Below are 7,579 nucleotides of genomic sequence, written 5' to 3'. Positions count from 1 at the left end.
GGCAACTTTATAACCAACCTGATATCAGGGTTGATTGCTTATTGTTTCTTTCCCAAAAAGCCTGCCATCAAATTTGAAACAAGTAATACAAATCAAATTACTCTATTTTAAAATCGAACTCAGGTTACTAAGCAAATCAAGGAATTGTCAAAGCATATTTTTATATTTGAGTATAGCAAATCGAATGACTATGATAGCTTCACCAGGTCCGGGTAGAATTTCGACAGAGATTTCTACCAATGAAATACCCAGCGTTTTGATCCATGAAATAATTGACGGCAAACCTTTGTATAGAAAAGGTTACCGTGAGGTTTTGGCCAAAACGAAAAAGATCGAAGATATTATGGGTTGTAGTTCCTTGCAGTTTTTTATCATTGACTATATTCTAAGAATTCTTTATAAAACAGTCAATGAAGACAAATACATTATTGCGACCAACGAAGCAGGATTGCATCTTGACATACGTAATAATCTTGCCGGAGATATTCTTATTTTCGACAAAGACGTTCTTACTATTGATAAAATCAACAAACATTATTCAAACGTTCCGCCAAAGATTTCTATTGAAATTGATTTAGATATCGAGCTCGAAGAATTTACAGAAACGGGTTATATTACTATAAAGACAAAAAAGCTGCTGGAATTTGGTGCAGAAAAAGTGATCTGGTTTTTGACCGAATCAAAAAAAGTAATGATTGCAACGGCTGAGGGCGAATGGCGGACATTTGACTGGAATAGGGATGTTAAAATTTTTGACGGAATTATCTGTAATGTAGGTGAATACCTTACGAATGAAGGTTCACAATTTGCATAAAAAATAAGTATTATGATAGCTTCAATAGGACCGGCTCAGGTTTTGACAAAAAACATTGACACCGAAATACCCAGCGTTTTGATCCATGAAATAATTGACGGCAAACCTTTGTATAGAAAAGGTTACCGTGAGGTTTTGGCCAAAACGAAAAATGTTGACGACATTATGGGTTCAAGTTCATTGCAGGCTTTTCTGATTACTTATCTGACAATCTGGATCGGTAAACAAATTGATGACGGCAAATACACTATTCTAACGAATGAAGCAGGTTTACATATTGATACAGGAAATAATCTTGCCGGGGATTTATTGATTTTTGATAACCATATTCTTAAAATAGAAAAAATCAATAAAAAATACGCTGACGTTCCTCCAAAAATTTCGATTGAGGTTGACATTGATATTGCGCTTGAAGGAGAGCTTTCCGAAAATGCTTACATCTCTTTAAAAACTAAAAAGCTTTTAGAATTTGGCGCAGAAAAAGTAATCTGGTTTTTAACAGAATCAAAAAAAGTAATGATTGCCACGGCGGATGCTAATTGGCAAACGTATGACTGGGATACTTCGATTGAAATCCTGGACGGGATTAGCTGCAATGTTGGAGAATATTTGAAAGAAAAAGGTTCTGAATTTGCATAAAATTAGTTTACAATAAATAAGTAAACGACTTGAACCAATTTTGTCGTTTTTATTTTTTTTAACAATAACTAACAAAATAGTTGTAAAACTAATTAGATAGTCTTACATTTGAATACCCACTATTAAATAATACGATCATAACAATTGAAAACATGGAAATTCGAACATTAACACGGGCAGAGGAAGAAATTATGCGAATACTCTGGCAGCTAAAAAAAGCCTTTGTAAAAGATATTCTTGCAGAAATGCCTGAGCCAAAACCGGCCTACAACACGGTATCAACCATAATTCGTATTCTGGAAAAGAAGGAAGTTGTCGGGTATACTGCTTATGGCAAAACACATGAATACTTTCCGCTGATTACCGAGGAAGAATATAAGCGCTATGAAATGCAGCAGCTGATGACAAATTATTTTGATAATTCACTGCCAAATCTGGTTTCCTTTTTCGTGAAAGACAATGATTTAAAAACGAAAGATCTGGATGAAATCATGAAACTGATCAACGATCAAAAAAGCGAATCTTAAACAATCAATCGTCCGTTAGCCATGGAAATTTTGATTTATGTTGCCAAAATAAGCTTATACTGGACCCTCTTTTACGGTTGTTACCGGTTGCTGCTTAGTCATCAAACCTTTTTTGTCTGGAACCGCATTTACCTGATCAGTTCTCTGCTGGTATCCTTTGCGCTTCCCTTCATCATTTATCCGGAATCTGCTCCCGTTATTTCAATAACCTATTCGGTTGCGAATCCAAATTTTACGATCAGTTCCACACCAGCGGAAGAACTTCCTTTGATCACCTGGACTCATTTTATCTGGTCGTTTTATATTTTGGGAGCGTTGTTTATGGCTTTCAAATTATTTATTAATATCCGCCAGCTCAACTACTTTCTTTCGGATGGAGAATTAATAGAACTGGAAGATTGCAAGATCATTTTAATTGATTCAAACCGTGTCGGTTCTTTTTCCTTTATGAAATGGATCGTTGTTAACCGGAATGATTATGAAAATCATTTTGATCCTATTTTACGGCATGAAATGGTTCATATGCAGCAGTGGCACAGTGTGGATATTTTGCTCGTGGAATTATTGAAAATTATTTTCTGGTTCAATCCTCTACTGATTCTTTACAAAAAATCATTGCAGGAAGTGCATGAATTCCTTGCGGATTATGAAGCACCAAACCGGGAAAACTATGCGACTTTTCTGGTATCCTATGCCTTAAATGCCCCAGTTGCCTCGCTTACCAATCATTTCTATAAACCGTCTCAAATCAAAACCCGTATTCAGATGATCTACAAAAATCGCAGTTCGAAATGGTTGTTGAGTACTTACCTACTTGCGGCAACCGTGATCACCACCGTGGCAATATTCGTTGCAGGTTGTGAGCGTAAGGAAAGAAGTGAGCCCGTGGCTGCTGAGAAAGTAGAAGTAGAAAAAAGAGAACCCCTGAAAAATCAGCAAGACCCCAATCTGATTGGAAAAAAGGTATATACCGTGGTTGAAAACCAGCCGGAATTTCCAGGTGGAACTGTAGCAATGTTTGAATTTATGGGTAATCACATGAAATATCCGGCTGCTGCTACAAAAGCGAATATTGAAGGCAAAGTTTTTCTTTCCTTTGTTGTCTCCACAACTGGAGATGTATCTGATATAAAAATATTAAAAGGAATTGGATTTGGCTGTGATGAAGAAGCTGTACGGGTATTGTCAAAATTCCCCAAATGGAAACCTGCTACGCAGGATGGGGTTCCTGTCAATGTGCGATATAACCTGCCAATTAATTTTCAATTGGACGACAAAAAGAAAACTTCTCTTATTGATAAAAAATTTGAAAACAAGGACGGTTCTGTATCGACACTTACTACGGAGGGAAGAGTTATTGAAGAATCTCCCAAAAACACCAAAGTAAATGTCAGGATTACCGGCCCTAAACCGCTTTTAGTCATCGACGGAAAAATTGCCGAAAATCAAAATATGTTAAGTCAGTTTGATGCAAAGAAAATTGAATCCGTTAATGTGCTTAAAGATCAAAAAGCAATCGATGCTTATGGTGAAAAAGGCAGTCACGGAGTCATTTCAATAACGACTAAAAAGATCTAAAATGGACTTATTGATCTACTTTGGAAAGGTTAATGTTTACTGGATCTTATTTTATGCCTGTTATTGGCTGCTGTTTCGGAAACACACTTTTTTTGTCTGGAACCGGTTTTATTTGTTAGGGTCGCTGATCATTTCTTTTGCGTTACCTTTCATTCATTTCCCTGATAATGCACGAGTTATCCCCACAGCTGTTTACGCGGTATCTACAATTCCAATCTACGTTTCCAGACCAGAATCTACAAAAATAATTACCCATTGGACACAGTTCGTATTGGCAATACAAATCACTGGATGCGTGATGATGTTGTTTAAATTACTGGAAGCATTCAAAGATCTTTTCAAACTGATCAGACAGGGAGAAACTATTCCACTCGAAGATCATATGCTGGTTTTATTACCACATAATGAAATCGGTTCTTTTTCCTTTTTGAAATGGCTGGTTGTAAATTTTGCTGATTACGAACTGAATTTCGATCCAATTTTACGCCACGAATCCGTTCACATCCGCCAGTTGCATAGTCTCGATATTCTTCTGATTGAAATACTCAAAGTTGGTTTCTGGTTTAATCCGGTATTGTGGTTTTACAAAAGATCATTGCAGGAAGTGCACGAATATCTGGCAGACGAAGAAGTACCAAATCGTGATCAATACGCAAGATTTCTGGTTTCTTATGCTTTAAATGCTCCGATTGCTTCTTTAACAAATCATTTTTTCAATTCCTCTTTGTTAAAAAGCCGAATTCAGATGATTTACAAAAACCGTAATTCTCAGTGGGCTTTGGGCAAATATCTGATGATTTTTCCAATCATTGGAATGGTTGTCATGCTTACGGCGGCGCGTGAAAGATTGTTGACTGCCATAGAAAATAATAATTTCAAAGTCTTGTCCAACAAAGAAATCAGCGTAACCGGTATCGTCAATGATGAAAACGGTGATGCGATCGAATCAGCCAGTGTTGTGGTGAAAGGGAAAACGGTCGGCACGTTAACCGATATGTATGGAAAGTTTGAGATTTCTGGGGTTTATTTAAAGGATAGCCTGGTAATATCTCATATCAATTATGAATCTGTTGTAGTGGTTGTAAAAAATCCGAATCTGGATTTCATTGTCCTGCGTAAAAAAGAAAATACGCTTGGCAAGATAGTCGTAACACCAAATCTTATAGCCGAACAAGGAATTACTTCCTCTTCGACATCTGCGTCCGGACAAATGTCCGTAATAGAACAAATGCCACAGTTTCCAGGCGGACAAGTCCAATTAAGTCAATTCCTGTCAGAAAATGTTGTGTATCCTGCCGAAGCTGCAAATGAGAAAGTAGAAGGCGACGTCAAGGTTTCCTTTACTATCAATGATAAAGGCTATATCAGAAATCCGAAAATCATTGAAAGAATGGGATATGGCCTCGATGAAGAAGCGTTGAGAGTTGTATTGAAAATGCCTCGCTGGGAACCTGGCAAGCAAGGCGGACGAGCGATAGCAGTTCAGTATAATTTGAATATTTCTTTTGCAATGGAAGCCGATAAGGAAAAACGTCAGGGAAGCTTGATAAATACCAATGAGACTTTTGAGAACACCAGGAATTTGCAGTCTTTTGAAATATCAGGACAAAATAGAGATTTAGCGCAAAGCATTAAGAATTCCTCTGCCCGGAGTTTACAAAAAACCGAAACTGTAAGTTTGCCCAGAGGATTTCAAGAAGATAATCCATCGGCACAAACAATAGTTGGAAAGAATATGGATTTGAGATTAAGCCCCAAAAATTATTCTGCAAAAAAAATCACTAAGCAGACGGCTAATATAGAAAAGGCCATGTATGGATTCAGTTTGAATCTGGACAAAGGAATGTCCAAATTCAAATCTGCTGAAAGTATTTTTCCGCAAGAGTATCATATTACGGTGGACGGGAAAGTCAGTAAAGATCCTGACGTATTGAAAAAAATTAATCCCGATGACATCCAATCCATATCGGTTTCCAAAAACGAATCGAGACTTTATCTTAATGGTGTTAATGGCAAAAACAATATGATTATTATTACAACAAAGAAAAAATAAGCGCCATGGAAACCTTACTTTATTTCGGGAAAGTAAATATTTACTGGATATTATTTTATGCGTGCTATTGGCTATTTTTCCGAAAGCACACTTTTTTTGTTTGGAATCGAGCTTACCTTATTGGCTCGCTACTCATCTCTTTTTTATTACCAGTAATCAGTATTCCAGAAACGGAGCAGGCAACGCCGACCTTATTTTATTCGGTCAGTGCAGTAACGGAAGTACCTTTTTCAGCAACGACTGAAATTTATGCCCCAAAAACTTTCGACTGGATAGAATGGGTATGGCTTTTCGCCGCAATCGGTTCATTTTTCATGTTGAAAAAACTTTTTAAAAGTTTTTGGGATCTCCGTCAGATTATATCGCAGGGTGATTTAATACAGCAGCCTGATTTCAACCTAATATTACTTTCCGATAACAAAACGGGTTCTTTTTCATTTTTGAAATGGCTCGTCTTAAATCGTTACGATTATGAAAATAATCCTGATCCGATTTTGAGGCACGAAATGGTCCATATTCAACAACGACATAGTCTGGATATTTTATTGATTGAAATAATAAAAGTGGTTTTCTGGTTTAATCCGGTGATCTGGTTTTATAAAGTTTCGTTACAGGAAGTCCATGAATTTCTGGCAGATGAAGCTGCGCCGAACCGTGATCATTATGCGAGATTTCTCGTCTCCTATTCTCTTGCTGTTCCGGTAACCTTACTTACCAATCATTTTTTTAATTCTTCCACCCTAAAGAGCAGAATCAAAATGATCTATAAAAATCGCAATTCACGCTGGTCATTGGGAAAATATCTGATGATTGTCCCGGTACTGCTTTTTGCTGTACTTATCACCGCAGCAAGAAAAAAATTAACCCTGCCCGAAGAAGTAAAAACCCCGGCAACTACCCGTTCATATAATGAAATTGAAATTGAAGAAAATATAGCGCAGCCTACAGAATTAACTAGGACAACATCAAAATCCGATACCGGGAAGGTTAAAATTGATATCGAAGGTGACATTCTGCGGGAATCCGGTTTGGGAATTGCCAATGTTAATATTGTTGATCCTGAAACAAATATTTCCGTTACCACTGATCCCTTAGGTCATTTCAAAATGGCGAATACGAGTGTTGGTAGAGTTCTTACTGTAAGTCATGTCAGCTACATACCACAAATTCTGGTTGTTGAAAAAGGGAAAACCAAGTATATTCTGACATTTAAAACCGGACAAAACGAAATCCAGGGTCCGGAATTTATTGCTTTTCAGGATATTGCAAAAATTAATGCGGAGCGACAAAAAGAAAAAGAAGCCGCGGAGTCACTATCTTTTGTCAAGGAACAGAAACCGCAATTCCCAGGCGGCGAAGAGGCCTTGTCAAGATATATTGAAAGCAACATCCGATATCCTATTGAAGCACTTCGTACTAGTATCGGTGGTATTGCTTTGGTTACATTTATAATTGACAGGAGCGGCGAGATACGCAAACCGAAAGTGATGAAGGAGATTGGCTGGGGAATTGATGAAGAAGCGGTTCGTTTGGTATTGAATATGCCAAGATGGGAACCAGCAAGGCAAAATGGACGTCCGGTTTCCATGGAATACACACTTTCTATCCACTTCAATTTAAAACGGGAAGTTGCCAATAAAGAAAAATATCAAGGCAGCTACCCTGCTGATACTAAAAAGAGTTACTATCGTTACTTTAATTACAAAATGCCTGAGACCAATGCATTGGCTAAACAAGACAAGCTTGTAACAAAAGCATTTGATTTTGCCGACGATAAAAAGCCTGAGGTAAAGGTTCCGGCTATTCAATTGAGAATTTACAAACCCGCTCACAAACAAGACTAAGGAGTAATACTATTTGGCAATTAAATTAAGACCAAACTGATTCTGATGGAATGTTCAAAGTGCCTTGCGAAAAATAATCGCGGGGCATTTTTGGTATAAGAAGACTGAAATCATTTTCATTTCA

6 protein-coding genes are annotated in these 7,579 nt (G+C 37.3%); all 6 read left to right on the top strand.

Annotated elements, in window-relative coordinates; all coding sequences use genetic code 11:
- The first annotated feature begins 190 nt into the window (after window positions 1–190).
- The 6 genes from FZF08_RS11870 (at window position 191) to FZF08_RS11845 (ending at window position 7,455) form a co-directional block, all read left to right on the top strand.
- On the top strand, window positions 191–814 hold the full coding sequence (locus tag FZF08_RS11870; RefSeq protein ID WP_159468973.1) for a Uma2 family endonuclease: 624 nt from the start codon (window positions 191–193) through the stop codon (window positions 812–814).
- A 12-nt stretch (window positions 815–826) separates the two neighbouring features.
- Window positions 827–1,453: a Uma2 family endonuclease gene (locus FZF08_RS11865; RefSeq protein ID WP_159468971.1), complete on the top strand. Its 627-nt coding sequence runs from the start codon at window positions 827–829 to the stop codon at window positions 1,451–1,453.
- Between the two features lie 152 nt (window positions 1,454–1,605).
- A complete protein-coding gene (locus FZF08_RS11860; RefSeq protein WP_159468969.1) occupies window positions 1,606–1,980 on the top strand; it encodes a BlaI/MecI/CopY family transcriptional regulator in 375 nt (124 codons plus the stop codon).
- A 21-nt stretch (window positions 1,981–2,001) separates the two neighbouring features.
- Window positions 2,002–3,558: a M56 family metallopeptidase gene (locus tag FZF08_RS11855; RefSeq protein WP_159468967.1), complete on the top strand. Its 1,557-nt coding sequence runs from the start codon at window positions 2,002–2,004 to the stop codon at window positions 3,556–3,558.
- A 1-nt stretch (window position 3,559) separates the two neighbouring features.
- Complete coding sequence (locus FZF08_RS11850; protein WP_159468965.1) at window positions 3,560–5,611, top strand: M56 family metallopeptidase; 2,052 nt, start codon at window positions 3,560–3,562, stop codon at window positions 5,609–5,611.
- A 5-nt stretch (window positions 5,612–5,616) separates the two neighbouring features.
- The gene (locus FZF08_RS11845) at window positions 5,617–7,455 is read left to right on the top strand and encodes an energy transducer TonB (protein ID WP_159468963.1); all 1,839 of its coding nucleotides are present in this window, start codon (window positions 5,617–5,619) and stop codon (window positions 7,453–7,455) included.
- Window positions 7,456–7,579 lie beyond the last annotated feature (124 nt).

Origin of the sequence: Dyadobacter sp. 3J3, assembly GCF_009801115.1 — a bacterium.
GTDB lineage: Bacteria > Bacteroidota > Bacteroidia > Cytophagales > Spirosomataceae > Dyadobacter.
Note: the sequence above shows the minus strand (reverse complement) of the source record. Positions and strands in the feature narration are given on the sequence as shown.

Coding starts and splice junctions, on each gene's coding strand:
- FZF08_RS11870 (WP_159468973.1), top strand. CDS start 191: ATGATAGCTTCACCAGGTCCGGGTAGAATTTCGACAGAGATTTCTACC.
- FZF08_RS11865 (WP_159468971.1), top strand. CDS start 827: ATGATAGCTTCAATAGGACCGGCTCAGGTTTTGACAAAAAACATTGAC.
- FZF08_RS11860 (WP_159468969.1), top strand. CDS start 1,606: ATGGAAATTCGAACATTAACACGGGCAGAGGAAGAAATTATGCGAATA.
- FZF08_RS11855 (WP_159468967.1), top strand. CDS start 2,002: ATGGAAATTTTGATTTATGTTGCCAAAATAAGCTTATACTGGACCCTC.
- FZF08_RS11850 (WP_159468965.1), top strand. CDS start 3,560: ATGGACTTATTGATCTACTTTGGAAAGGTTAATGTTTACTGGATCTTA.
- FZF08_RS11845 (WP_159468963.1), top strand. CDS start 5,617: ATGGAAACCTTACTTTATTTCGGGAAAGTAAATATTTACTGGATATTA.